Annotated in this window: 19 protein-coding genes and 1 tRNA gene; 12 read left to right on the forward strand and 8 right to left on the reverse strand. The window is 71.6% G+C overall.

Annotated elements, in window-relative coordinates; genetic code table 11:
* Positions 1–673 precede the first annotated feature (673 nt).
* On the reverse strand, positions 674–2,233 hold the full coding sequence (locus AB0316_RS03230) for an HNH endonuclease (RefSeq protein WP_366270408.1): 1,560 nt from the start codon (positions 2,231–2,233) through the stop codon (positions 674–676).
* A 199-nt stretch (positions 2,234–2,432) separates the two neighbouring features.
* On the opposite strand from AB0316_RS03230, the gene AB0316_RS03235 reads away from it, so the two are divergent.
* On the forward strand, positions 2,433–3,140 hold the full coding sequence (locus AB0316_RS03235) for an alpha/beta hydrolase-fold protein (protein ID WP_366270410.1): 708 nt from the start codon (positions 2,433–2,435) through the stop codon (positions 3,138–3,140).
* A 72-nt stretch (positions 3,141–3,212) separates the two neighbouring features.
* Complete coding sequence (locus AB0316_RS03240) at positions 3,213–4,532, forward strand: hypothetical protein (RefSeq protein ID WP_366270412.1); 1,320 nt, start codon at positions 3,213–3,215, stop codon at positions 4,530–4,532.
* A gap of 23 nt (positions 4,533–4,555) precedes the next feature.
* Here AB0316_RS03240 and AB0316_RS03245 read toward each other — a convergent pair whose 3' ends face one another.
* Positions 4,556–5,209: a DUF1345 domain-containing protein gene (locus AB0316_RS03245; RefSeq protein ID WP_366270414.1), complete on the reverse strand. Its 654-nt coding sequence runs from the start codon at positions 5,207–5,209 to the stop codon at positions 4,556–4,558.
* A 148-nt stretch (positions 5,210–5,357) separates the two neighbouring features.
* Between AB0316_RS03245 and AB0316_RS03250 the strand changes: the two genes are divergently transcribed.
* The 3 genes from AB0316_RS03250 to AB0316_RS03260 are packed head-to-tail and all read left to right on the forward strand — an operon-like array spanning position 5,358 to position 7,904.
* Positions 5,358–6,356: a diacylglycerol kinase family protein gene (locus AB0316_RS03250; RefSeq protein WP_366270415.1), complete on the forward strand. Its 999-nt coding sequence runs from the start codon at positions 5,358–5,360 to the stop codon at positions 6,354–6,356.
* A 13-nt stretch (positions 6,357–6,369) separates the two neighbouring features.
* Complete coding sequence (locus tag AB0316_RS03255) at positions 6,370–7,176, forward strand: phosphatase PAP2 family protein (protein WP_366270416.1); 807 nt, start codon at positions 6,370–6,372, stop codon at positions 7,174–7,176.
* Positions 7,173–7,904 carry a phosphatase PAP2 family protein gene (locus AB0316_RS03260; protein ID WP_366270417.1) on the forward strand — a complete coding sequence of 244 codons (732 nt, stop codon included), beginning with the start codon at positions 7,173–7,175 and terminating at the stop codon, positions 7,902–7,904. Before AB0316_RS03255 ends, AB0316_RS03260 begins: the two co-directional genes overlap by 4 nt.
* Positions 7,905–7,914: 10 nt before the next feature.
* On the opposite strand, the gene AB0316_RS03265 is transcribed toward AB0316_RS03260, so the two are convergent.
* Genes AB0316_RS03265 through AB0316_RS03275 form a run of 3 tightly spaced genes read right to left on the reverse strand, consistent with a single transcriptional unit; the run spans position 7,915 to position 12,154 of the window.
* Positions 7,915–8,700 carry a DUF1206 domain-containing protein gene (locus AB0316_RS03265; protein WP_366270418.1) on the reverse strand — a complete coding sequence of 262 codons (786 nt, stop codon included), beginning with the start codon at positions 8,698–8,700 and terminating at the stop codon, positions 7,915–7,917.
* Between the two features lie 59 nt (positions 8,701–8,759).
* Positions 8,760–9,602 (reverse strand): acyl-CoA thioester hydrolase/BAAT C-terminal domain-containing protein, encoded by an 843-nt coding sequence (locus tag AB0316_RS03270; protein WP_366270420.1) that lies wholly within the window; start codon positions 9,600–9,602, stop codon positions 8,760–8,762.
* Positions 9,603–9,604: 2 nt separating this feature from the next.
* Complete coding sequence (locus AB0316_RS03275) at positions 9,605–12,154, reverse strand: DUF3516 domain-containing protein (protein WP_366270421.1); 2,550 nt, start codon at positions 12,152–12,154, stop codon at positions 9,605–9,607.
* Between the two features lie 209 nt (positions 12,155–12,363).
* On the opposite strand from AB0316_RS03275, the gene AB0316_RS03280 reads away from it, so the two are divergent.
* Positions 12,364–13,491, forward strand: a complete 1,128-nt coding sequence (locus AB0316_RS03280; protein WP_366270423.1) for an alpha/beta hydrolase-fold protein — start codon at positions 12,364–12,366, stop codon at positions 13,489–13,491.
* Here the strand turns inward: AB0316_RS03280 and AB0316_RS03285 are convergent.
* Positions 13,464–13,907: an FUSC family protein gene (locus AB0316_RS03285; RefSeq protein ID WP_366270424.1), complete on the reverse strand. Its 444-nt coding sequence runs from the start codon at positions 13,905–13,907 to the stop codon at positions 13,464–13,466. The two genes, AB0316_RS03280 and AB0316_RS03285, sit on opposite strands and share 28 nt — an antisense overlap.
* A 774-nt stretch (positions 13,908–14,681) precedes the next feature.
* On the opposite strand from AB0316_RS03285, the gene fdh reads away from it, so the two are divergent.
* From fdh to AB0316_RS03305, 4 genes are read left to right on the forward strand one after another with little or no spacing between them, the layout of a single operon-like run.
* On the forward strand, positions 14,682–18,008 hold the full coding sequence (fdh, locus tag AB0316_RS03290; protein WP_366270426.1) for a formate dehydrogenase: 3,327 nt from the start codon (positions 14,682–14,684) through the stop codon (positions 18,006–18,008).
* Positions 18,008–19,168, forward strand: a complete 1,161-nt coding sequence (locus tag AB0316_RS03295; RefSeq protein WP_366270428.1) for a 4Fe-4S dicluster domain-containing protein — start codon at positions 18,008–18,010, stop codon at positions 19,166–19,168. Before fdh ends, AB0316_RS03295 begins: the two co-directional genes overlap by 1 nt.
* On the forward strand, positions 19,165–20,277 hold the full coding sequence (gene nrfD / locus AB0316_RS03300) for an NrfD/PsrC family molybdoenzyme membrane anchor subunit (protein WP_366270429.1): 1,113 nt from the start codon (positions 19,165–19,167) through the stop codon (positions 20,275–20,277). Before AB0316_RS03295 ends, nrfD begins: the two co-directional genes overlap by 4 nt.
* A gap of 46 nt (positions 20,278–20,323) precedes the next feature.
* The gene (locus tag AB0316_RS03305) at positions 20,324–21,652 is read left to right on the forward strand and encodes an OFA family MFS transporter (RefSeq protein ID WP_366270431.1); all 1,329 of its coding nucleotides are present in this window, start codon (positions 20,324–20,326) and stop codon (positions 21,650–21,652) included.
* A gap of 36 nt (positions 21,653–21,688) precedes the next feature.
* Here AB0316_RS03305 and AB0316_RS03310 read toward each other — a convergent pair whose 3' ends face one another.
* Together AB0316_RS03310 and selD are read right to left on the reverse strand one after the other, a co-directional pair.
* Entirely contained in the window at positions 21,689–22,144 is a 456-nt protein-coding gene (locus AB0316_RS03310; RefSeq protein WP_366270432.1) for a rhodanese-like domain-containing protein, read from the reverse strand.
* Entirely contained in the window at positions 22,141–23,136 is a 996-nt protein-coding gene (gene selD / locus AB0316_RS03315) for a selenide, water dikinase SelD (RefSeq protein WP_366270434.1), read from the reverse strand. Before selD ends, AB0316_RS03310 begins: the two co-directional genes overlap by 4 nt.
* Before the next feature lie 66 nt (positions 23,137–23,202).
* Here selD and AB0316_RS03320 point away from each other — a divergent pair.
* Together AB0316_RS03320 and selA are read left to right on the forward strand one after the other, a co-directional pair.
* Positions 23,203–23,298 (forward strand) — tRNA-Sec (locus AB0316_RS03320).
* 74 nt (positions 23,299–23,372) lie between these two features.
* Positions 23,373–24,677, forward strand: a complete 1,305-nt coding sequence (selA, locus tag AB0316_RS03325; protein ID WP_366270435.1) for an L-seryl-tRNA(Sec) selenium transferase — start codon at positions 23,373–23,375, stop codon at positions 24,675–24,677.
* Position 24,678 lies beyond the last annotated feature (1 nt).

Consider the following 24,678-nt stretch of genomic DNA (forward strand, 5'->3'; position numbering starts at 1 on the left):
CGCCCGGCATGCAGCGCGCGGCGCGGTGAGCCCCTGTGGACGGCCAGTGGTCGCGCCCGAGGGTGTGGACAGCCACAGGCCGCCGACCGACCACCAAGTCGAGTGGGCACTTTGCGTCAGACCCGTGACGCAAAGTGCCCACTGGACGTGGAAGGCGGGGGCGAGCTGGGACAGGAGGTGGGGCGGCGCTGCCCGACCCTGTGAGCGGGGTCCTGGTTGGGGCCCGAGGGTGTGGATGGCCGGAGGGCGCCGAACGACGACGTTGAGCGGGCACTTCGCATCAGTCGAGTGGGCACTTCGCGTCAAACTCCGTGACGCAAAGTGCCCACTCGACGTGGAAGGGCGGCGTCGGGACCTGTGACGCAAAGGGCCTACTCGATGTGGAGGGGCGGCGTCGGGGCTTGTGACGCAAGGGGCCTACTCGATGTGGAGGGGCGGCGTCGGGGCTTGTGACGCAAGGGGCCTACTCGATGTGGAGGGGCGGCGTCGGGGCTTGTGACGCAAGGTGCCCACTCGATGTGGAAGGGCGGCGTCGGGCCTCGTGACGCAAGGTGCCCACACGATGTGGAGGGGCGGCGTCGGGCCTCGTGACGCAAGGTGCCCACTCGACGTGGAGGGGCGGCGTTCGGGGCTCGTGACGCAAAGTGCCCACTCGACGTGGAGGGGGCGAGGGTCAGAAGGGGGGTGGGTCGTCGGGGGCCGGCCGGTCCGGCTGCGGTGGGGCTTCCTGGCGGGGGGTGGCCGGCTCGAGCGGCGGCGCCAGGCCTTCGCGCCAGTCCTTGGGGCGGGTGACGTAGGTGCGGCCGCCGAGGGTCGTCCATTCCAGCCCGTCGTCGTCGACGGGTCGGGACTTCCAGGTGCCGTTGGTCTTGAGGTTGTGGTGCATACGGTGCTTGGTGAAGAGGTTGCCCACTGCCGTCTCACCTGCCGGCCAGGGCGTCTCATGGTCGAGGTCGCAGCGGCTGGCGAGGACCTCGCAGCCGGGGCCGCGGCAGACACCGTCGACGGCCTGCACGTGCTCGACCATCGCTCGGGTCGGCCGGTAGGCCTTCGTCGGGCGGGAGAGTGCCTGCCCGGTGTCGGCGTCGACCGGCAGCATGCGCCAGGCCGATCCGGGCCGGGTCATGATCTCGCGGGCGTGCGCAGCGGTGATCCACCCGTGCCCGGGCAGCTCGCACGCGGCATCGGAGGCACCGGTCGCCACCTCGAACGGAACGATGAGCCACACCAGGCCGGCTGGCCGGCCCGTCACGGGGACAACATCCGTCGAAGGCTCAGGTTCCTCGCTGGGCTCCGGTCGTTGGTCAGCCCCGGCCGGCTCGGACGCGCCCGAGCTCGGTGCGTGGGCGTCGAGGTGTCTCTGGAGGAGCGCTTCGGTCGCGAGATCGCAACGGAGCTGATCGAAGGTGCGCGGGTCTCCCGCACCTCGCGCCGTGCGCGCCTGGGTGTCGAGGCGGTCCATGACGGCGGCGATGGCGTCGGCGTCGGTGACCAGCGTCAGGCAGCCCATGCCGTCGGCGGTCAGCCGGCCGAACACCCCTCGCCGCGACCGCGCCTGCGCGCGCCGTTCGTCCGAGCCCCGGGGGTCCACGGAGGCGACGGCTCGCCGAAGCCGCGTCACGAAGGCCCGCTGCGGCACCGCATCGCCATCATGGGGCGGGGTGAGCACGGACTCCTCCACGATCGCCACGTCGGCGTCGGAGAGTGCTGCGGTCTCGGACGCCACCAGCAGGGCCCGGTGCAGCGACGTCGCCCCGGCTCGCAGTGCGGTCAGGATCGTGCGGTGTCGACGCGGACTGGTGGCGAGTGAGAGCCGGCGAGCCACCTCTCCTACGCCCACACCGGTCGCCAGCGCGATCTCCTCACCGACGATTCGTCCGATCGCCACCTTCCCCGTCACGCGCGCCGCGGAGCTGGCAGGCAGCGCGGCGACCTGCTGCTCCTCGATGGTGTGCAGCGCCGCGTAGGCGCAGAGCAGGTCGGACTCGAGCCGGGCCTTGGCTGCCTCGAGCTCCTCGATGTCCGACAGCACCCGCTCCCCGGCCCTCGCGAGTCCCTCCAGCGCCTCGGCCGCCTCCGCCTTGGCTTGCTCCGTTTGCTCCGTTTGCTCCGTGACGAGGCGCACCGCGGCCTCGGCCGCCAGGCGGAGCTCCTCCGGGTCCGAGCTCCGCTCCAGCCGGATGGTCTCCGGGAGGGCAGCGGAGGACGTGAGTGGTGGGGCGGTGTACGGCACGGCGTCCTCCTCTCGCTGACATATCTATTAGAACATGTGTTCGAACAGAAAGGAAGGGGTTCGGCGGGATTGTGGACAATGAATCGTTTTGAGCCGCAATGGAAACCATGCGATGCGACCCCCCACGATCCCCTGGCTGGTGACGTCTCAGTTCCGAGGGTCGAGCGTCGTCGTCGGAGCCGCCACCTAGGGTCGGGCCATGGCTCGGACGAGGATGGCGGTCAGCGACACCCCGGTCGGCGACGTGCACCTTGCCGTCGACGCGCCCGTGGGCACGCGCCGCTCCGACCCGCTCCCGCTGCTCGTCGCACACGACGGCCCTGAGTACTCCCGGCGCGCCCACCTCGTCTCGACGCTGCGCACCGCAACCGGCGAGGCAGAGGTGCCGCCGACCCGGGTCGTCCTGCTCGAGCCCGGCCCCCGCAACGAGCGCTATGCCGCCAACCCCGACTGGGCCGAAGCGCTCACCCAGCACGTCCTCCCCAGGGTGCTCACGGCATACGCAATCGACGGGAAGCCGACCCTCATGGGAGCGAGCCTCGGAGCGCTCGCGTCCCTCCAGGCCGAGTGGCTGCACCCGGGGACCTTCGGGGCGCTGTTCCTGCAGTCGGGGTCGTTCTTCCGCAAGCGCGTCGACGACGAGGAGGACTTCGAGTTCTGGGACCGCGTGACGGCGTTCGTGTCCAGCGTCCGTCGGGTCCGTCGTCGTCGCACCGACGCCCGCATCGTCATGACGTGTGGCACCGGGGAGGGCAACCTCACGAACAACCGGCAGATGTCCCAGACCCTCCGGCGCAGTGGCCACGACGTCGCGCTCGCCGAGCTCCCCGGCGGCCACGACTGGCCCTCGTGGCACTCCGCCTTCGACCCGCACCTGTTCGACGCCCTCGACCGGCGCGAGCGCTGAGCCGCGACAGGGACCCCTCTTGCTGCAAGGATCGCTGTCGAGCACCCCACCCCCGACGGCAGGAGCAGCACGATGACCGACACCGCCTGGCAGCAGGAGCTGCCGGACTCGTCCGCCGCCACCACCTCGCCCGCGCCCACGACCTCGACGAGGACGCACCTGGTAGGGCTCCTGCTCGGCGCCGAGGAGGACTGGCCCACCGCGTTCGAGGCGCTGCTCGGGCTCGTCGGGCCCATCACCACGGACGACGGTGTCACCCACCACCTCACCAGCGAGCGCCTGACGATCGAGCCGTTCGACCTGCGCCAGCCGGTGCGCACCGAGCTCGTCATCGACCGCCTCGCCTACTGGTACTACCACCCGCGCGAGTGGCTCAAGAAGGCCGCGCTGATGAACGACACGTACCTGCTCAACAGTCCCTTCACCTTCCAGTCGATGGAGAAGCACAGCGCCTACGTCGCGCTGATGCGCCTCGGGCTCAAGGTCCCCGAGACCTGGCTCGTGCCCTACAAGAACCCCGTCGACAACGTGCGCTGGGCCTACACGAGCGCGAAGTACAACCGCCCCTTCGACCTCAAGGCCATCGCCAACGAGCTCGGCTACCCGATGTACATGAAGCCGTTCGACGGCGGCGGCTGGCGCGGCGTCTCGCGCATCGACGACGAGCGCGACCTCGTCAAGGCCTACGACGAATCCGGCGAGATGCTCATGCACCTGCAGGCCACCGTCGAGTACGACCACTTCGCCCGGGCCCTCTCGATCGGCCCCGAGACCATGGTCATGGACTTCCGCCCCGAGCAGCCCATGCACAACCGGTATGCCGTCAGCTACGACTTCCTGACACCGTCCGCCGGGCGCCAGGCCGCCGCGATCAGCCGCATCGTCAACGCGATGTTCGGCTGGGAGTTCAACTCCTGCGAGATGCTCGTCAAGGGCGACGACGTCTACCCGATCGACTACGCCAACGCGTGCCCCGACGTCGCGGTCACCTCGCTGCACTACTACTTCCCGTGGGCCATCAAGGCGCTCGTGCGCTGGTCCGCATACTGCCTCGTCACCGGCCGCAAGGGCCCGATGGACCTCGAGATGCGCCGCTACTTCGACGTCGCCGACCGCGACGACCTGACCGACGAGGAGAAGCTCGAGGCGTACCTCGCGATCGCCGACGAGTACTTCGAGACGGCCGACTACTGGCCGTGGTGCGAGCGGCACCTGCCCCACCTCGACGCGGCGGTGCTCGAGTGGGTGCAGTCCGACGCCTTCACCAACCTGCTGCGGTCGACGGTCGTCACCACGTACCCGGCGCACGAGCGCGACAAGTTCATGGCGCACTTCGGCGGCCTCATCGCCCTGTGGGTCAAGGACGAGAAGGCGCGGCTCGGGCTCGAGTAGGCGACGCGGATCGCCGCGACGGCTCAGCCGCCGCCCTTGCCGCCGATGCCGGCGACCAGGTTGATCGTCGACGCGATGACGATGGTGCCGTAGAGGTAGGCCAGCAGGCAGTGCTTGAGGATGACCTTGCGCACCTGGGGCGAGCGGACCGCGGTGTCGGACACCTGGTAGGCCATGCCGAGGTTGAACGAGAAGTAGGCGAAGTCGCTGAAGGCGGGGTCCTCGGCCATGTTGAAGTCGATGGGGGAAAGGCGGCCGCCCTCGACCTCGGCGTAGTAGAGCCGCGCGTAGCGTAGGACGTAGACGGTGTGGACGCAGACCCACCCGACGGCGACGACGAGGACCCCGACAAGGGCCTCCACGACCTGGGTCGTCCCCTTCGACTGGCTGCCGACCAGCAGGATGCCGACACCCGCCAGGCTCGCGAGCCCGACGACGATGATGACGATGTCGTACCACGCCGCGTCGCCGTCGCGTCCGCGCACACGCTCCTGCGTGGACGCCGCATCCTGCCGCCAGATGTGCACGAGCAGCGGCACGGCGAAGACGAGCCCACCGACGACGAAGCCGGCGAGGGCGTGGGTCAGCAGCGAGTGGGCCGCGCCCAGTGGCACGAAGAGACCTGCGAGGACCCCCAGGACGGCGGCGACGGCCAGGCGGCGGCGAATGAGGTGCACCAGCGCACGCTACAGCCGGCGAGGGCGCGCAGACTGGACTTGCGCCGGGGAAGCGCTGGGGTTCGGCTGACAGGCGTCTGCGGGTATGTCCGGGCATGGTCGAGCTCGACGGCCGCCTCCCTCACGCCACGAGCCCTAGGATCCGCACATGACCGACAGTCCTCGCGCTCGCCGATCGCTCGCGGTCGTCTACAACCCCCTGCGGGTGGACGACCTCGAGGCCACCAAGGCGATCGTCGCCAAGGCCTGCCAGGAGAACGGCTGGGACGATGCGAGGTGGATCGAGACCACCGCCGAGGAGACCGGTGAGAAGCAGGCCCGAGAGGCTGTCGAGGCCGGCGCCGACGTCGTCGCCTCGCTCGGCGGTGACGGCACCGTCCGCGCCGTCGCGTCGGCCCTCGTCGGCACGGACGTCGCCCTCGGGCTGCTGCCGGGCGGCACCGGCAACCTGCTCGCCCGCAACCTCGACCTGCCGGTCGGCCGACTCGACGACGCCGTGCGCACGGTGGTGCAGGGCAGCGACCGTCGCATCGACGTCGGCGTCGTCAAGCTCTGCGACGACCTCCCCGAGCCGGAGTCGAGCCACGCCACGAAGGAGAGCCCGCCGAGGGTCCACGACGACGAGGAGATCTTCCTCGTCATGACGGGGCTGGGCCTCGACGGCGAAATCATGGCCGACACCGACGAGAAGCTCAAGGAGAAGGTCGGCTGGGTCGCCTACATCGCGGCCGCGGCCAAGAAGCTGTCGGGCCGCGGCTTCCCTGTGGAGGTGAGGTCTGGCGGAGGCGAAGGCGTCATCGGCGCCCCGCACCAGTCCGTCACCCGTACCGCGCGGGGCGTCATCGTCGGCAACTGCGGCACGCTTCAGGGCGGTGTCGAGCTGATGCCCGAGGCGCGCGTCGACGACGGTCAGCTCGACGCGGTCGTCCTCGCGCCGCGCGGCGGCCTCGGCTGGCTCTCCGTCGCCGCCGACGTCGTCACGCGTCACCACGCCGGGCACCAGCGCCTCGACCGCCTCGTCGCACCTGACCTCACGATCCTCGCCCGCCACCCCGTCGAGGCCGAGATCGACGGCGACCCCGTGGGGCAGCACCGGGCGCTCGACATCCGGGTGCTGCCGGGGTCTCTGGTGGTCCGCGTTGGGTGAGAGGGGCGCTGCCGTGGGGCGCACCGGACAGCCGGCCGGCGGCGCCGGCAGCCCCGACCGCCCCGACAGCCCCGACCGCCCCGACAGCCCCGACCGGCAACCCGGCCGGCAACCCGGCCGGGCCCGCCGGCTCCTCAAGAGCGTCGGCTACGGCCTCGTCTTCGCGGTGCCCCTGACGGCGCTCGCCTTCGTGGTCCGCGAGAAGTTCTCGCCCGTCATCGACCTCGACCAGCGCATCATCGTCGCCGCGACCGACCTCACCCGCGCCAACCCCGGCTTGAAGTCCTTCCTGCTCTTCTGGCAGGAGCTGACCCAGCCGTGGCGGCTCTACATCGTCTCCTCGGTGGTCTGCCTCGTCGTGTGGCGCCGCCACCGCGAGCTCGCGACGCGCTGCCTCTGGGCGTTCGTCACGCTGATGGTCTCGTGGAACCTCCAGCTCGACATCAAGCAGATCGTCCAGCGGGCCAGGCCGATCGTCACCGACCCGGTCGACCGCGCCCCCGGCTACAGCTTCCCCTCCGGGCACGTCGCGTGCGCAGCTGCCATCGCGACCACCATGACGATCTTCCTCTGGCCGCTTCTGTCGACCACGTGGCGCCGCGTGCTCGTGGCCGTCATGGCCGTCTACGTCGTCGTGACGAGCCTCGACCGCGTCTACCTCGGCGTGCACTTCCCCTCGGACGTCGTCGGGGGGATCCTCTTCGGGACCGGCCTCGCCACCGCATCCTACCTCGGCTACCTCGGGTGGAACCCCGGCCCTGACGACTCCCCTCCGCCGGAGGGCAAGGTCGGGCCCGAGTCATCGAAAGGCACCACGTGAACCCCTCCTTCGTGCACCGTTACGAGATCGACTCCTCCCGGCCGGGGGTGGGCTCCGCCCTGCGTGACGCGGCCCTGCGGGCCATCGCGCCGGCGCTGGTGCTCTTCGCCGCCATCGTGGGGGTCGGCTTCCTCATCATGGGACCCTTCGGTGGCCTGCCCGCCGAGAACAACCTCAGCAAGTCGGTCGCCTCGGGCCGCACCGCCTTCATGGACTCGGTGACGATGGTGTGGTCGCACATCGGCAACACCGAGATCGTCATCGGCGTCTGCGTCGTGGTCGTGGCGCTCGTGTGGTGGCGCACGAAGGAGTGGTGGTATGCCGTCGTGCCGGCGATCGCGATCGCCATCCAGGCGAGCGTCTTCGTGGCCGCCACCGCCATCGCCGATCGTCCGCGCCCGACGGTCAAGCACCTCGACCCGGCGCCGCCCACCTCGAGCTACCCGAGTGGGCACATGGGCGCCTCGACGGCGCTCTACCTGACCTTCGCGCTGATGGCCCAGCGCATCGAGACGGTGTGGCTGCGCCGGCTCGTCACCACGGTCTGCGTGATCGTGCCGCTGCTCGTCGGCTACGCCCGCCTCTACCGCGGCATGCACCACCTGCTCGACATCCTTGTCGGCATGGTCAACGGCATCGTCTGTGCGGTGCTGGCGTGGAACTACCTGCGCCGCAAGGTCGGCCAGCAGCGAGCGACCGCCCCGGCGCCCCAGGCCGTCACCAGCTGACGGGGGGCCGTCACACGTCGGCGTGCCGGGCGCGGCCGAAGCTGTAGACGCCGAACGCGATCAGGCCGATCGCGACGAGCGCGAGCAGCACCTCGCCGCCCGGCGCGCCGAGGAGGTTGTGCAGAGCCCCATCGAGGCCGCGCGCCTCGCTCGGCTTGTGGCGCACGGCGGCCAGGACGAAGAGGCCGCCGACGATGACGAGGGCGATGCCCTTGGCGATGTAGCCCACCCGGCCGGCCTTGACGATCCACTTCCCCGGATAGCTCTCGAGGTCGGTGATGAACTTCTTCTTCCAGCCCTTGACGACGTGGTAGACGCCGACGCCCACGACGACGAGGCCGACGATCCCGACGAGCCACTGGCCGGCCGGCTGCTTCATCAGGGTGGCGGTGAAGTCGGTCGACTGGCTCTTGCTCGACGAGCCGTGGCCGCTCGCGAACTTGAACGCCGTCCACGACAGCACGAGGTAGACGACCGCCTTCGAGCCGGCCTTGACCCGGTCGCTGACCTCCCAGCCGCCGGAGATCGCCTCGGTCACCTGCCAGAGGGCCAGGCCGAGCCAGGCCACGACCGCGACCCAGAGCAGCAGCATGCCCAGACCGTTGTCGGCCATCGAGCCGAGGGCGCCGGACTGGTCGGCGCTCGTGCCCTTGGAGCCGAAGGCGAGCCGCAGGGCGATGATGCCGATGACGACGTGGAGCACGCCGTTGACGGCGTAGCCCACCCGGGCGGCGGTCTCGAGGGCCGGGTGGTCGCCGGCGCGGCGCGAGGCCGCCATCAGGTCGGTCGTGTTCATGGAGGCCATCCTGTCGGGTGAGGGGGTGCCGAAACGGCCATTGCGCAACATACCCGCGGCTACGGCAGCTCGAGCACCCGTCGGAGGTGCGGCCAGGCCAGCTCGCCGAGTGCCCGGTCCGCCGCCTCGGTGCCGCCGCGCGCCATCCGCTGCCCGCCCGCGGCGACCGTCTCGCCGGGCAGCACGACGCGGTGGCCGGCGGCCTCGTGCGTCACGACGGTCGTCGGCAGGTCGAGCGCCCGTCGCCGGGACTCGACGGCGCGCGCAAACTCAAGCGAGGGCCAGACCTGGTCGTCGCCGCCCGCGACGAGCAGCACGTCGCCGAAGAAGCGCTCCGCCGGAATCGTCGCCGCTGCGACCCGGTCGGCGTGCGTGCGCAGCGACTGCGCGTAGACGGGGGCGTATGCCGGTGGGTCCCCGACGGGCTCCGCGTCGTCGTCGTAGGGCACGAACGGCACCGGCTCGCCGCCGCGCGACCATGACGAGTGCTGCGGACGGAGCTGCCCGTCCGGGCCGGGACCGACGTTGGCCCACGCCACGTGACTGGGCGCGAGCGCGACGACGGCGTCGACGGACGGGTCGTCGGCGGCATACAGCAGGAACGCCTCGGCGGTCTTGGACACCCCTATGAGCACGACCCGGTCGCAGCGCTCGGCGAGCGACGCCACGGCCGGCGCGAAGGACTCGAGGGGGTACTCCCAGATGCCGGCCGGCTGGCCCGCACCGCCGAACCAGCGGTAGGTCAGCGCGGCCGTGACACCCGCGGACGCCAGCAGCCGGGCGCGCTCGCGCTCGACCCGCCCGCTCGACCCGGACAGGACGAGCACCCCGGTGCCGTTGCCGCCGCCCGTCGGCTCGACGAGGACGCCGTCGTGGTCGTATGCCGTCTCGCGCAGTCCCACGGTCAGCCGCCCAGCCGCTCGAAGCCGGTCACGGTGAGGACGGCCGCGCCGACCTCGTCGCTCGCCGGCAGGTCGACGACGGCCGTGATGCCCCAGTCGCGGTCGCCGTCGGGGTCGATCACGACCTGGCGCAGCCGCCACTCGGTCGGCGTGCGCTCGGCCTGCAGCAGCGCGGGGGAGCGGGCCTCCTGGTCGGTGGCGATGGAGTCGTGGTCGTCGTAGTAGGCGCCAAGCGCCTCGTTCCACGCGTCGGCGTCCATGAGCACCTTCTGCGGCGGGTCGGTGAGCTCGGCGACGCGGGCCTCGAGCTCGCCGAGCGCCTCCCACTGGTCGCGGGAGGCGAGCTCGACCCGGTGGAACATCGCGTTGCGGACCATGACGGTGAAGGCGCGCTCGTTGGCGGTGATGGGCCGAGCCGGGGGCGCGACGTCGGCCTGCGACGCCAGCGCCTCCGACGGGTTGACGAGGTCCTCCCACTCGTCGAGCAGGCTCGAGTCGGTCTGGCGCACGAGCTCGCCGAGCCACTCGATGACGTCCTCGAGCTCCTCGGTGCGGTGGCTCTCGGGGATGGTGTGGCGCAGGGCCCGGTAGGCGTCGGTGAGGTAGCGCAGCACGAGCCCCTCCGACCTGGACAGGCCGTAGTACGAGACGAACTCGTTGAACGTCATGCCGCGCTCGTACATCTCGCGCACCACCGACTTCGGCGAGAGCGCGTCCTGCGAGATCCACGGGTGGGTCTGCCGGTAGGCGGTGAGCGTCACCTCGAGCAGGTCGGCGAGCGGCTTGGGCCAGGTGACCTCCTCGAGCCGCTCCATCCGCTCCTCGTACTCGACGCCGTCGAGCTTCATCGCTGCGACGGCCTCGCCGCGGGCCTTGAACTCCTGGGCCCACAGCACCTGCCGCGGGTCCTCGAGGATCGCCTCGATGACCGAGACGAGGTCACGGGCGTAGGTGTCGGACTCGGGGTCGAGGGTGTCCATGACGGCGAGGGCGAAGGGGGCGAGCGGCTGGTTGAGGGCGAAGTCGCGCTGCAGGTCGATGGTCAGGGCGTGGCGGCGACCCGAGGCCTCCGCCGTGGGCAGCCGCTCCACGACGCCCGAGGTGAGCAGCTCCTTGGCGAGCACGAGGGCGTGCCGCTGCAGCCGCCGCTGGTCCTTGGCCTCGTGGTGGTTGTCGGACAGCAGCCGCATCGCGTGGGCGACCGGATTGCCCTCCCGCGCGAGCAGGTTGACGAGCATCGAGTGCGAGACGCGCAGGCGCGGCTGCAGCGGCTCGGGCTCGGCGGCGATGAGCCGCTCGAAGGTCTCCTCGGACCAGTTGACGAAGCCGTCGGGCGCCTTCTTGCGCTGGACCTTGCGCTGCTTCTTCGGGTCGTCGCCGGCCTTCTCGACGGCCCGGAGATTCTCGATGACGTGCTCGGGCGCCTGGGCCACGACCCAGCCGCGCGCGTCGTACCCCGCGCGACCGGCGCGGCCGACGATCTGGTGGAACTCGCGCGCCTTGAGCGTGCGCTGCTTCGTGCCGTCGAACTTCGTCAGGCCGGTGAGCAGCACCGTGCGGATCGGCACGTTGATGCCCACCCCGAGGGTGTCGGTGCCGCAGATGACCTTGAGCAGCCCGTCCTGGGCCAGCTGCTCGACGAGGCGGCGGTACTTCGGCAGCATCCCCGCGTGGTGCACGCCGATGCCGTGCCGCACGAGGCGCGAGAGGGTGCGCCCGAACCCGGCGCCGAAGCGGAAGCTGCCGATGCGCTCGGCGATCGCCTCGCGCTCCTCGCGGGTCGTGATCTTGACGCCCATGAGGCTCTGGGCGCGCTCGAGTGCGGCCGCCTGCGTGAAGTGGACGACGTAGACGGGGGCGCGGTCCTTCTCGAGCAGCTCCTCGATGGTCTCGTGGAGGGGGGTGACGGCATACGAGAACTCGAGGGGGACGGGGCGCTCGGTACCGGTGATGACGGCGGTGGATCGGCCGGTGCGCCGGGTCAGGTCGTCGCGGAACATCGTGACGTCCCCGAGCGTGGCCGACATGAGGACGAACTGCGCCTGCGGCAGCTCGAGGATCGGCACCTGCCACGCCCAGCCTCGGTCGGGCTCGGAGTAGAAGTGGAACTCGTCCATGACGACGAGACCCACGTCGGCCGAGCTGCCCTCGCGCAGTGCGAGGTTGGCGAGGATCTCGGCGGTGCAGCAGATGATCGGGGCGTCGGCGTTGACCGACGCGTCGCCCGTGACCATGCCGACGTTGTCGGCGCCGAACTGCTCGCAGAGGGCGAAGAACTTCTCGGAGACCAGGGCCTTGATGGGCGCCGTGTAGAAGCTGACGCGGTCGTCGGCGAGGGCGGTCAGGTGCGCAGCGGTTGCGACGAGGGACTTCCCCGACCCGGTCGGGGTCGACAGGATGAGGTTGCTGCCGCTCAGGATCTCGAGGAAGGCCTCCTCCTGGTGCGGGTAGAGCGTGAGCCCCCGCTCCGTGGTCCACTCGGTGAAGACCTCGAAGAGGCCGTCGGGATCAGGGTCCCGCGGGATGCGCTCGGTGAGGTTCTTCGTCACCACGCGAGTATGCCGTCGCGCCGGGCCGTTCGACGAACGCACGGCAAGCGTGCGGTCGGCTCCCAGCAAGTGACCAGCGATCCCACAGCGGGCGTGGCTACCGTCGGGAGGACGGGCGCGGGTGCGCCCGAGGTGGCCGGTGCGAGCCCGGCACCGCAGGACGGTGCAGCGGCACACAGGGCACACACGGCACACGGGGGCGAGGAGGGGCCATGGAGCTGACGAGCGGCTGGCTGCTGGTCGTGCTGGGAGTGGTGGCGGTGGTCGCCTTCGTCCTGCTCGTCCTCGGATACCCCCGAACCCGGCGCCGCTGGCTCGGGGGGGTGAGTCGGGGTTCCGAGGCGCTCGTCCTCACTCTCACCGTCCTGCTCTTCGCCGGTGCGGCGCTCAACGACCAGTACCTCTTCTACGTCAGCTGGAGCGATCTCCTCGGGTCCGGGGCGTCCGTGTCGGCCGCCCACGTCGGCGGCACCGCGCGCCAGGCGGTCGAGGCCAAGGTGAAGGGGCCGGGTCTGGGACCCGTGCAGGTGCCCCCGGTTCTGCCGCCGCTGCCGCAGCCGGGCCAGCGCATCCAGCGCTACATGGTGACGGGGGCGCGCAGCCACGTGACGGCGGAGGTGCTCGTCTACCTCCCGCCCGGCTACGACCCGAAGGCGGCGAAGAAGTACCCCGTGATCATGGCGCTGCACGGCCTGCCCGGGCACCCGGAGGGCTACTTCACCGGTCTGCACATCGACCAGACGCTCGACGCCCTCGTGGCCACGCACCAGATGGCGCCCTCCGTCGTGGTCATCCCGCAGATCAACAGCCCCAGCTCGCTCGACACCGAGTGCGTCGACGCGCCGACCGCTGCCGGCCCCAAGGACGAGACGTGGCTCGCCCACGACGTCCCGACCTGGACGGTGACCCACTTCGCCGTGCAGACGGCCCGCACCTCGTGGGCTGCGATGGGCTTCTCGTTCGGCGGCTGGTGCGCGGCGATGCTCGGCATCCGCCATCCCGACGTCTTCGCCGGGTCCATCGTGCTCGAGGGCTACTTCCGACCCGACTTCTCCCGCGCCTACGACCCGATCACCGCCGGGTCGGCGGCAGCCCGCGGCTACGACCTCGTCCGCATCGTCCGTGCCGACCCGCCGCCCATCGCGATGTGGGTGATGGCCAGCCGTTCAGACTCGCTCTCCTACCCGACGACGGCAGAGGTCCTGCGCTACGCGCGGCCGCCGATGTCGGTGACGTCGGTGCTGCTCAAGACGGGCGGTCACCGGGTGGCGATCTTCCTGCCCTTCATCCGGACGTCGCTCACCTGGCTCGGTCAGACGCTGCCGGGCTTCCGCCCGTAGGTCCTGAGGGGGACCAGCAGGACCACGGCTCCGACCACGGCGCCGAGCACGGTCTCGAGCAGGCGGTCGCGCAGCAGGGGGCCGATCGGCGAGGGGTGGGCGAGCTGACCCATGAGCAGCGCCAGCGGGGTGATGAAGAGCAGCGCGATCGCGTAGTTGCGCCCGACGAACAGCTCCGTGACGACCTGGAGCACGACGATGAGCAGGACCGCGGTGACGGGCTCGGGGTGCCAGGACAGGATCACCGCCGCCACCCCGAGGCCCAGGAGGGTGCCGACGACGCGCTGCACGCCGCGGGTCAGGCGTGAGAGCAGGTCGGGCCCGGAGAGCACGACGACGGCAGCCACCATCGCCCAGTAGGGGTGCTGCCAGCCCAGGGCGGTGGCGATCCCGCCGGCGACCGAGAGCGCGACCACGTGGCGCACGAGGTGGGCGACGGCGCCGTGCGGGGCGAGCGCATCGCGGAACCGGGGAGCCGGGCAGCACCGGCGGGGACCACGAGCCGGGCTCGAGCAGGACGCCGACGTGCGCGACGAGGAGCGAGAAGGCCGCGCTCAGGGCGGCGATCGCCGCCGCGAGCGGGACGGTCACCGGCGTGGCGGGCACCATGGCGCAGACCGCGAAGCCGAAGACGAGGAAGAGGGGACCGGGCGGATGCCAGCCGTACGCGTCCGAGGTCAGTGAGCCGGCCGCCGCGAGCAGCGCGCCGACCGGCACCACGACCCAGCGCGAGTCGGGGGCCAGTGACACCAGGACGCCGAGGACCACGGCGAGGGTGAGGAACCCGCCGGCGACCGCCTGCATGCCGGCCCGCTCGGCGCGCGAGTGGTTGCGGCCGTAGAGCGAGGTGAAGGCGCCGAACGCGGCGTACGCCGTCCACTCCACGCGGCCCATCAGGACGAGGACGAGCAGCGGGACGAGGACCGAGACCCCCGCCCGCAGGGCGACGCGGTGGGCGCCGCGGTGGGGACCGACGGCCACCATGCGGCGCGCCAGGGTGGTGGCCCGCGTCGCCGCGCGTCGCGGCCCGCTCAGGGGTGGTTCTGTGCTCATCTGGATGAGATTCTAGGTGTCCGCGGGGTTGGTGCCTTCCGGCGTGCAAGTGGGTATGCCGTGGGTGGCGCGCCTCGTGGCGTTCCCTGCAGTGACCGGCGGACAGATGTCGTCCGCAGAGCCGAGAGGTGCACACGGTGGATCCGAAGAAGACGTTCCTGTCCTGGCCGGTCGTCCGGCAGGTCCGCTCCGGCGACTTCCTGGGTCGCGGCCCGGCCGTCACGTCGGAGCGCACCCGTGGGCTCGCGCCGCGCACCAAGACGGCCGACAAGGTGGTGCAGAGCGTGTGCCCCTACTGCGCGGTCGGCTGCGGCCAGCGCGTCTTCGTCAAGGACGGCCACGTCGTCCAGATCGAGGGCGACCCCGACTCTCCGATCTCGCGCGGACGCCTCTGCCCCAAGGGCTCGGCGAGCGAGCAGCTCGTCAACAACCCCGGGCGCCAGCGCAAGGCGCTCTACCGGCGGCCCGGCGGCACCGAGTGGGAGCCCATCGAGCTCTCGGAGGCGGTCGAGATGGTCGCCCAGCGCTTCGTCGAGTCCCGCCGCCGCACCTGGCAGGACACCGACGACCAGGGGCGGCCGCTGCGCCGCACCATGGGCATCGCCTCGCTCGGCGGCGCGACGCTCGACAACGAGGAGAACTACCTCATCAAGAAGCTGTTCACCGCAGCCGGCGCCGTACAGATCGAGAACCAAGCCCGTATTTGACACAGCTCCACGGTCCCCAGTCTGGGGTCCTCGTTCGGGCGCGGTGGCGCGACCCAGTACCTGCAAGACCTGTCCAACTCGGACTGCATCGTCATCCAGGGCTCCAACATGGCCGAGTGCCACCCCGTGGGCTACCAGTGGGTGACGGAGGCTCGCCTCAAGGGCGCCCGGGTGATCCACGTCGACCCGCGCTTCACGCGTACGTCGGCGACCTCTGACAAGCACATCCCGATCCGTGCGGGCAGCGACGTCGTGCTGCTCGGCGCCCTCATCAAGTACATCCTCGACAACGAGCTGTACTTCAAGGAGTACGTCGTCGCCTACACCAACGCGGCGACGCTCGTCAGCAAGGACTTCAAGGACACCGAGGACCTCGACGGCCTCTTCTCGGGCTACGACGACGACAAGGGGAACTACTCCCAGGAGACGTGGGCCTACGCCAGCGCCGAGGGCGACGACGACTCGCTGACCATCGGCGGTCCTGCGGCCGGCCACGAGCACGGGCAGTCCGCCTCGGCCCGATCGGCCGGCGACGAGCACGGCTCAGGTGGTCCCGCCCTCGAGCACAGCAAGGTCGCGCGTGACGAGACCCTGCAGGACCCGCGCACCGTCTTCCAGGTGCTGAAGCGCCACTACTCGCGCTACACCCCCGAGATGGTCGCCGAGACCTGTGGCATCAGCGTCGACGACTTCCACTACCTCGCGAAGTCGGTGACCGAGAACAGCGGCCGCGACCGCACCACGGCGTTCGTCTACGCCGTGGGCTGGACCCAGCACACGCTCGGCGCCCAGTTCATCCGCACGGCGGCGATCGTGCAGCTGCTCCTGGGCAACATGGGCCGTCCCGGCGGCGGCATCATGGCGCTGCGCGGCCACGCCAGCATCCAGGGCTCCACCGACATCCCGACGCTCTACAACATCCTTCCCGGCTACCTCGCCATGCCGGTCGTCGGCCTGCACGACACGTGGGACGACTACCTCAGCGCGATCGCCAACAAGGAGCAGAAGGGCTTCTGGGCCAACGCCGACACGTATGCCGTCAGCCTCCTCAAGGCGTACTGGGGCAAGGCGGCGACCGCCGAGAACAACTGGTGCTTCGACTACATCCCGAAGCTGACCGGCGCCCACGGCACCTACCAGACCCTCATGGCGATGCTCGACGACCAGGTCGAGGGCTACTTCCTCCTCGGCCAGAACCCTGCCGTCGGCTCGGCCCACGGCCGCCTGCAGCGCCAGGCGATGGCCCACCTCAAGTGGCTGGTCGTGCGCGACTTCAACATGATCGAGTCGGCCACCTTCTGGAAGGACGGTCCCGAGATCGCCTCCGGCGAGCTCAAGACCGAGGACATCGAGACCGAGGTGTTCTTCCTCCCGGCGGCCGCGCACACCGAGAAGAGCGGGTCGTTCACGCAGACGCAGCGGATGCTGCAGTGGCACCACAAGGCGGTCGAGCCGCCGGGCGACTGCCAGAGCGAGCTGCAGTTCTTCTACGAGCTCGGTCTCCGCGTCCGTGAGCTGCTCGCCGACTCCACCGACGAGCGGGACCGCCCGCTGCTCGACCTCAACTGGAACTACCGCACGGACGAGCACGGCGAGATCGAGGCCGAGTCGGTGCTGGCCGAGATCAACGGCCGTCACCTCACCGGTGACAAGGCCGGCCAGCTGCTCTCGGCCTACACGGAGATGAAGGCCGACGGGTCGACCGACGGCGGGTGCTGGATCTACACCGGCGTCTACGCGGGCGGCACCAACCACGCGGCCGCCCGCAAGCCGGGACGCGAGCAGGACCTCACCGCCCTCGACTGGGGCTGGGCCTGGCCGGCCAACCGCCGCATCCTCTACAACCGCGCGTCCGCCGACCCCGACGGCAAGCCCTGGAGCGAGCGCAAGGCGTACATCTGGTGGGACGCCGACGAGGGCAAGTGGACCGGCAAGGACGTGCCCGACTTCGTCCCCGACAAGGCGCCGAACTACCGGCCCGAGCCCGGCACCGGCGGTCCCGAGGGCCTCGCCGGTGACGACCCGTTCGTCATGATGGCCGACGGCAAGGGCTGGCTCTTCACGCCGAAGGGCATGCTCGACGGGCCGCTGCCGACGCACTACGAGCCGCAGGAGTCGCCGGTCAGGAACCCGCTGTACACGCAGCAGTCCAACCCGGCTCGCAAGGTCTTCCCGCGCAAGGACAACCTGTGGGCGCCGTCCGGTGGCGCGCCGGGCTCCGACGTCTACCCGTACGTCTTCACCACCTACCGCCTCACCGAGCACCACACGGCCGGCGGGATGAGCCGGTGGCTTCCCTACCTGTCCGAGCTGCAGCCCGAGTTCTTCTGCGAGGTCTCCCCGGAGCTCGCGCAGGAGCGGGGTCTCGAGAACGGCGGGTGGGCCACGATCATCTCCGGACGTGCGGCCATCGAGGCGCGCGTCATGGTGACCGAGCGGATGACGCCGCTGACCATCCAGGGCCGCACCATCCACCAGGTCGGACTGCCCTACCACTGGGGCGTCGGCAGCGACGCGGTCGTCAGCGGCGATGCCGCCAACGACCTGCTCGGTGTCGCCCTCGACCCCAACGTCCAGATCCAGGAGAGCAAGGCCGGCTCGTGCGACATCGTCCCCGGACGACGACCCACGGGGGAGGCGCTGCTGCGGCTCGTCTCCGAGTACCAGTCGCGCGCCGGCACGACCGTCATGACGAGCAACGAGCTGCGCACCGGACACCCTGAGTCGGTCCCGGACACGAGAGGAGGGAAGAGCTGATGGGCTTCTGGCGCAACCAGCTCTCTGGACCCACCAATCCGGCGGCCGACGCCGCGTGGGACCGGCACGAGCCACGCAAGGGCTTCTTCACGGACACCTCCATCTGCATCGGCTGCAAGGCCTGTGAGGTGGCCTGCAAGGAGTGGAACGGCATCCCCGAGGACGGCCTCGACCTGCTGAACCAGTCGTACGACAACACCGGGGCGCTGGGTGCCAGCACCTGGCGTCACGTCGCCTTCGTCGAGCAGTCGAGCGAGCGCATCGAGCAGGCCCGCGAGTCCGGCCGCAAGCTCGTCTCCCTCGGTATGCCGTCGGTGCGCTCGGGCAACGAGCCCGCGCTCGCCGGCGGGGCCGGGGGAGCCGCCACCGCGACCCTGACGGCGCCCGGCGAGGTCCGCCAGGGTGCGGCCGCCGGCCCGGGTCCCTCCGACACCACGCTGCCCGACGTGCGGTGGCTGATGTCCTCCGACGTCTGCAAGCACTGCACCCACGCCGCCTGTCTCGACGTGTGCCCGACGGGGTCGCTCTTCCGCACCGAGTTCGGCACGGTCGTCGTGCAGGACGACGTCTGCAACGGCTGCGGCTACTGCGTGGCCGCCTGCCCCTTCGGGGTCATCGAGCGCCGTCGCGGTGACGAGGGCCACGAGAAGGGCCACCAGTCGCACGGCATCACCATCAAGGGTGCGGGCACCGAGACCGGTTCTCCGTCCAGGAACGGCGGCGACACGGGTCGGCACGCCAACCCGCCGTCGTACGCCTCGAGCAACGGCGAGGTCAAGAACGTCGGCATCGCCCAGAAGTGCACGCTCTGCTACGACCGGCTCGGCGCCGGGCAGACGCCGGCGTGCGCCCAGGCCTGCCCCACTACGTCCATCAAGTTCGGCGACCTCGACGAGCTGCACGACATCGCTCGCAAGCGGGTGGCCGAGCTGCACGAGCTCGGCTACACCGAGGCGCGGCTCTACGGCGTCGACGACCGCGACGGCGTCGGCGGCACCGGCTCGACCTTCCTGCTCCTCGACGAGCCGGAGGTCTACGGCCTGCCGCCGGACCCCAAGGTCACCACGGCCGACCTGCCCGACATGTTCAAGAAGGCCGGCTTCGCGGGCCTGACGATGCTCGCGGTGGCCGCCGCGTCGTTCATCGGGAGGCGCAAGTGACGACCAACCCCTTCGACGCCGACCGACCCCCCGAGTTCCCGCGTCGTCGCGGCCGCGGCGGCGAACCGTCCCAGAACGGCGGCAAGCGTCGCCGCCGGGACGAGTCGATGATGGTGCCCGACGTCACCTTCGACAGCTACTACGGTCGCCACATCGTCAAGCCGGCTCCGTGGGAGAAGGAGGTGGCGGCATACCTCTTCCTCGGCGGACTCGCCGGCGGCTCCGCGCTGCTGGCGGCCGGCGGCGCCGCCCTCGGGCTGCCGAAGCTGCGTCGCGCGGGGCGCATCACCGCCGTGGCCGCCGCCGCCCTCGGTGGCGGCGCGCTCGCGAAGGACCTCGGCCGTCCGAGCCGCGCACTCAACATGATGCGCACGGTCAAGCTGACCTCGCCCATGTCCGTCGGCTCGTGGATCCTCACCTTCTTCGGCACCTTCTCCGGGGCCGCCCTGGTCTCGGAGATCGCGCGCCCGATGCTCGACAAGCGCGGCGGCTCGAGCGGATCGGCCGGAACGGCGGTCACGCTCGCCAGCAAGGCGCTCAACGTCGTCGACCCGACCGTCACCGTCGGCTCGGCGTTCTTCGCGCCCCCGCTCGCCGCATACACGGCGGTGCTGCTGGCCGACACCGCCACGCCCACCTGGCACGAGTCCTACCGCGAGCTGCCGTTCGTCTTCGTCAGCTCGGCCAACCTCGCCGCGGCGGGGATGGCGCTCGTGACGGTGCCCGCCAGCCAGAACGGCCCGGCCCGCAAGCTCGCCGCGGCCAGCGCCGTGTCCGAGCTGGTGATGTTCGAGCGGATGCAGGAGAAGCTCGGGCCGCTGCTGTCCGAGCCGTTGAAGACCGGCAAGGCGGGCCGCCTGCTCAAGACCAGCCGTGCCCTGACCGTCGCCGGCGCGCTCGGTGCGGTCACGCTCGGGCACAACCGCGTCGCCGCTGCGCTCAGCGGGGCGGCCCTGATGGCTGCCTCGGTGTGCACCCGCTTCGGCGTCTTCGAGGCCGGCATGGTCTCGGCCATCGACCCGAAGTACACCGTCGAGCCGCAGCGCGAGCGCCTGGAGAAGAGGCGAGCCGCCGGCATCGTCGACGACTCGATCACGACGGCGCGATGACGCGCCGTCCCACCTCGGCGAGCGCCGGGACGACAAGGAGAGCCTCATGAGCACCAGTGCGGTTCGCAACGACAGCACCGCCTCCGCAGCCGGCAACCGCTGGCTGATCCTCGTGGCCGGCGTGCTCGTGCAGCTGGCCATCGGCGCCGTCTACGCGTGGAGCGTCTTCGCCAAGGCGCTGCAGAGCCACGACGCCTTCGGCTGGTCCAAGACACAGGCCTCGGTGCCCTTCGAGGTCGCCATCGGCATGATCTTCGTCGGCAGCTACATCGGCGGTCGCATCCAGGACCGCAGCGGCCCGCGCACCGTCGCCCTCACCGGCGGCATCATCTACAGCATCGGCGTCATTCTCGCCTCGTTCGCGGGCAAGGACCAGTTCTGGCTGCTCATCCTCGGCTACGGCGTCCTCGGCGGCTTCGGCCTCGGCATGGCCTACATCGTGCCGATCGCCATGCTGCAGAAGTGGTTCCCCGACAAGCCGGGCCTCATCACCGGCATCGCGGTGGCCGGCTTCGGCTTCGGTGCCGTCATCACCGCCCCACTCGGCCAGGCCCTGATCCGCAACGACCCGTCGATGCCGACCAAGGCGTTCCTGCCGCTCGGCATCGGCTACCTGGTCGCCGTGGTGATCGGCGCGAGCCTCTTCCGCAACCCGCCGGCCGGCTACCTCCCGCCGGGCATGGCGGCGCCGGCCGCGGGCCACGGCCCTGGGGCCCACACCAAGGACCCCGTGCCCGACGTGGACTTCACGGCCGAGGAGGCCCTGCGCACGCCACAGTGGTACCTCCTGACTGCGATCCTCACGCTCAGCGTCACAGCGGGCATCTCCCTGATCTCCGTCGCGGCCGGCAGCGCGAGCGACGTCGCGGGGTACTCCGCCGCGGCGGCCGCGACCCTCGTCGGCGTGCTCGGCCTCTTCAACGGCGGCGGTCGCATCTTCTGGGGCTGGATCTCCGACCGCATCGGCAAGATGCCGGCCTTCATGGGCATCCTCGGCATCCAGGGCGTGTGCCTGCTGCTCATCCCGCACGTCGGCTCGGCGGCCCTCTTCGCGATCCTCGCCGCGCTGGTCTACACCTGCTACGGCGGTGCGTTCGGCACGATGCCCTCGACGGCCGGCCGGTTCTTCGGCGTGCGCAACGCCGGCGCCATCTACGGCCTGATGCTGATCGGCTGGAGCCTCGGTGGCATCGTCGGCCCGCTGCTCATCTCCTCGCTCATCGGCGAGCAGAAGGCCTACACGCTCGGCTTCACCGTCGTGGGCATCATCGCCCTCGTCGGCATGGCCCTGCCGCTGCTGACGAAGAAGCCGGCCGCCACGGCGGCGAGCACCGACACCACCGCAGCCCCGAGCGCTCAGACGACGCGCCCCTGAGCCGTCCGAGCCGTCTGATCGGTCGGCCCGCTCGCCTCACTCCCGCACGTCGGCGGGACCCTGCGCGAGCGGCAGTCCCGCAGCCAGCCAGGCCTCGACCCCACCGATGACATCGGTGGCGTCGAGGCCGAGCTGTTGCAGCGACCGGGCGGCCAGCGAGCTGCTGTAGCCCTGGCGGCAGACGACGACGACCCGCAGGCCCGGGGCGTCGACCTCGGGGATGCGGTGCGGGCCCGCCGGGTCGAGCCGCCACTCGAGGACGGTCCGGTCGATGACAACCGCCCCCGGGAGGTCGCCCTGCCGGGCCCGCTGCGCAGCGGTCCGGGTGTCGACGAGCAGCGCGCCGCGCAGCTGCTCCTCGCGGGCCTGGGTGGGGGTCAGCCGCTGCAGCGAGGCCCGCGCCGCCTCGAGCATCTCTTCGAGCCGGCCCGGCGTCCCGGTGGCAGCGCCGCAGGCCGGAGCAGCCGCCGGCCGCGTCGACGGCCCGGTCATCGCACCCGCAGCACGTGCTCGTCGCGGGGGACGAGCTCGCCGATGACGGTGCCACCGGGCACCTCGCCGGCGACGAGCAGGCCGCCGCTCGTCTGGGCGTCGGCGAGCAGGAGCAGCTCGTCGAGGTCGACCGTCGCGTCGAGGTGCGGGCGCACCCAGTCGAGGTTGCGCCGGCTACCACCGGGCACGAATCCCTCGGCGAGCGAGCTGCGCGCCCCGTCCAGGTAGGGCACGGCGGCGGCGTCGACGACGGCCGTCACGTTCGAGGCCCGGGCCAGCTTGTAGAGGTGCCCGAGCAGGCCGAAACCGGTGACATCGGTGGCCGCCTGCACACCGGCCGCCAGCGCCTCGCGGCTCGCCACGTCGTTGAGCGCGACCATCGAGGCGACGGCCTCGGGGAAGGTCTCGCCGGTTGCCTTGTGGCGGTTGTTGAGCACGCCGACACCGAGCGGCTTCGTCAGGCTGAGCGGCAGCCCGGCGCGCCCGGCGTCGTTGCGCAGCAACCGATCCGGGTCGGCGACGCCGGTCACGGCCATGCCGTACTTCGGCTCGGGGTCGTCGATGCTGTGCCCTCCGGCGACCGGGCACGCGGCCAGGCGGGCGACGTCGAGCCCACCGCGCAGCACCTCCGCCGCGAGCTCGGGCGGGAGGACGTCGCGGGGCCAGCCGAGGAGGTTCACGGCGAGGACGGGACGGCCGCCCATCGCGTAGATGTCTGAGAGGGCGTTCGCCGCCGCGATGCGCCCCCAGTCGTACGCGTCGTCGACCACGGGCGTGAAGAAGTCAGCCGTCGCCAGCACCGCCAGACCGTCGGTGATGCGGACGGCCGCGGCGTCGTCGCCGTCGTCGAGCCCGACGAGCAGGTCGGCGTCCGGGATGCCCGTCAGCCCGCGGACCATGTCCTCGAGCTCGCCGGGAGGGATCTTGCACGCACAGCCGCCGCCGTGCGCGTACTGCGTCAGCCGGGGTGTCGGGTCGGAAGGCGAGTCCATGACGCGACTGTATGTCGCACCGGTGCCCTGACCGGGCTCGGGTGGCCGGTGGGTACGGTGGGGCGTGGAGGTGTCTGGGCACCTGGTGGTCCCCCCGGTCTTCAAAACCGGTGAGGCCGAGCATCTCGGCCTGGCGGGTTCGATTCCCGTCCACCTCCGCCATGCTTGCCGTGCCGACGTGGACCGGCGCAGCGCGTCCGGTGGAACCGGTGAAGGCCGGTGGAAGGAGTGGGCAGGTGTCGCAGGTCGACCCGCGGCGGCTCATCCCGCGCACCGACGCCGTGCTGGCGCTCCCCGAGTTCGCCGAGGCGGTGGCGCGGCACGGGTCCCCGGCGGTCAAGGCTGCGGTGACCGGCGCGCAGCAGCGCGCCCGTGCGGGCGACATCGGGCCGGACGAGGTGGTCGCGGCCGCGCTCGCGGACCTGCCCACGCGTACGACCAGCCTGCGGCCCGTCCTCAACGCGACGGGCGTCGTCGTGCACACGAACCTCGGACGAGCGCCCCTGTCGCCCGCGGCGGTCGAGGCCGTCACTGCGGCGGCCGGCTACGTCGACGTCGAGTTCGACCTCTCGACCGGCGCCCGGGCCCGGCGGGGCCGCGACACCCTCGCCGCCCTGCGCGAGGCGGTCCCCGCCGCCGGTGACGCCCTAGTCGTCAACAACGGCGCCGCCGCGCTCGTGCTGGCCACGACCGCCCTGGCCGCAGGCCGCGAGGTGGTCGTCAGCCGGGGGGAGCTCGTCGAGATCGGCGACGGCTTCCGGCTGCCGGATCTCATCGCCTCGACGGGGGCGCGGCTCCGCGAGGTCGGCACGACCAACCGCACGAGCCTCGCCGACTACGCCGACGCGATCGGTCCCGACACCGGCTGCATCCTCAAGGTGCACCCGAGCAACTTCCGCATCGAGGGCTTCACCTCGGCGGTGGAGGTGCGCGAGCTGGCGACCCTCGGCGTGCCCGTCGTCATGGACATCGGCAGCGGCCTGCTGCGGGCCGACCCGCTGCTGCCCGACGAGCCCGACGCCGCGTCGGCGCTGTCGTCGGGTGCGGCGGTCGTGACCGCCAGCGGCGACAAGCTGCTCGGCGGCCCCCAGGCCGGCCTCGTCCTCGGTGACGCCGAGGTCGTCGAGCGCCTCCGCCGCCACCCGCTCGCGCGCGCCCTGCGCGTCGACAAGCTGACGCTCGCCGCCCTCGAGGCCACCTTGCACGGGCCGGTGCCGCCCGTCACCGCGGCCCTCCACGCCGACGTCACGGTCCTGCGCGCCCGGACCGAGCGCCTCGCCGTCGCGCTCGGGCGCACGGTCGTCGAGGTCGCCGGAGCGGTCGGTGGGGGAGCAGCACCCGGTCTGCCGCTGGCCGGCTTCGCGGTCGAGCTTCCCGCCGTGTGCGCCGAGCCGCTCCGGCTCGGCGAGCCCCCTGTGGTCGCCCGGGTCGAGCGCGGGCGGTGCCTCGTCGACCTGCGCTGCGTGCCGGCCGAGGCGGACGACCTGCTCGAGTCGGCCCTGCGATCCGTGCTGCGCGCCATCCCGGCCGCCGAGGACTGAG

The organism is Terrabacter sp. NPDC080008 (assembly GCF_040702505.1).
Lineage (GTDB): Bacteria > Actinomycetota > Actinomycetes > Actinomycetales > Dermatophilaceae > Terrabacter.